Origin of the sequence: Arthrobacter sp. OV608 (assembly GCA_900110595.1) — a bacterium.
Classification (GTDB): Bacteria; Actinomycetota; Actinomycetes; order Actinomycetales; family Micrococcaceae; genus Arthrobacter.
In genome coordinates, this window is record FOEZ01000060.1 from 1 (window position 1) to 1,402 (window position 1,402).

A 1,402-nucleotide genomic window follows, 5' to 3' on the forward strand; every position below is an offset into this window, starting at 1 on the left:
GTAAGAACATCCAGGAGCACAGGCAAAGGTTCCTGTGCCGGCACCCGCTCTCCAGAACCGGAGGAGGGCTCAACGCCTCCGGTGACGGAGCGGTAGTGCTGCTCAAGGGCGTCCGCCCACTCGTCCCGCATCTCAACCAACGCGGGATAAAGTTCCGCATCGACCTGAACCCGCAACCCCATCCAGTGGTTGTCGACGAGGTCATCCACGGTGGCGCCTATCGATTGGAAGTGCGCCTTTACACGCTCGCGCTGCTTGCCCTCGCCGCGTACATTGGCCAAGGCGATCGAATATGCAGATCGGTCCACCATTCGCTGGATCCCGAGGGCGCCGGCCGCCCGATAGAGGCCTGCTTTGGAGCCGAAGTAGTGGAAAATTGCGCCGGTGGTCACCCCGGCCAATGTCGCGATCTCTTTCAGGGATGTCGTCCCGTAGCCGCCTGATGCGAACCGATGTAGTGCGATTGATGCCAGACGTTCCTCGAGTGCGGCATCATCATCGAGTGCTTCGGATGACGTCCGGGTCTCCTCGCGCGTTTCCGTGCCCTCCTGCGGCTCGTCCTCGTTGTCTGCCACAAAGAGGGTCCCGGCAAGGAGGTCCATGAATGCTTGGACGACGATCGGGAGTCGCTCTACGCCATGCCTGCGCATCCCAAACAACCAGATTCCGAGGACCAAGAGTTCGATCGTGGCGACGAGCTGGCGCTCCCGGTCGTTTTCGGGGCCGTGTTCATTCAGGCCGGCGACCGCCCAATACAGACGCTGAATGTCTTCACCGATGGTTTCGCGGACCGAGAGCACCTCGGGAATCTCCGCCTCGAGATCCCCGGCCAGGATGAGCCGGTGAAGCCCGATGTCGTCCCTTCCGCGGTGAGCCAGGACGCTCACGAGCGTGGTCACGCGCGCCTCCAGGGACCCCTGGTGGGCGACCACGGCGAGGATGGGTGCGATTACCCGCTCTTTGAGTCGCATCCGCGCGGTCTCAACGACAGATTGGAACAATCCGCTCTTGGAGCCGAAGTAATAGTAAATGAGCGCAGAGGCGACACCAGCGTCGCTCGCCAGAGCACTCACCGCAGTGTCCCCGAACCCTCCGGTAGAAAAGCGGACGAGGGAGGATTCGAGGATTCGGCTGCGAGTCTCCTCCCAAACTGCCCCCTGCGGGCGGCCAGGTCGGCGTTTACGCGATGCCGTACGAGGGCGACTGGTCACAACTCACCCGCCAGGTCTCGTCCAAACCTGCGAGGAATACAGGAAGTCTGGCAGCAAGCGTGAAGGTGGCGGTATTCGCCAGCAGTGCGATCCATCTTCTTCTCCAAGATACGAAGGGTTCTGGACGCGGCGGTCAGAGTCCGCAGGTCGCTGGCCCAATCCAGGCAAAGGTCATCGTATCGCATGGCCTT

General features: G+C 62.1%; 1 protein-coding gene. It reads right to left on the reverse strand.

What is annotated here, in order from left to right:
- Nucleotides 1-1,073, reverse strand: a 1,073-nt coding sequence (locus BMX78_RS22965) for a TetR/AcrR family transcriptional regulator (protein ID WP_286139238.1), incomplete at its 3' end; no start/stop codon positions are given.
- Nucleotides 1,074-1,402 lie beyond the last annotated feature (329 nt).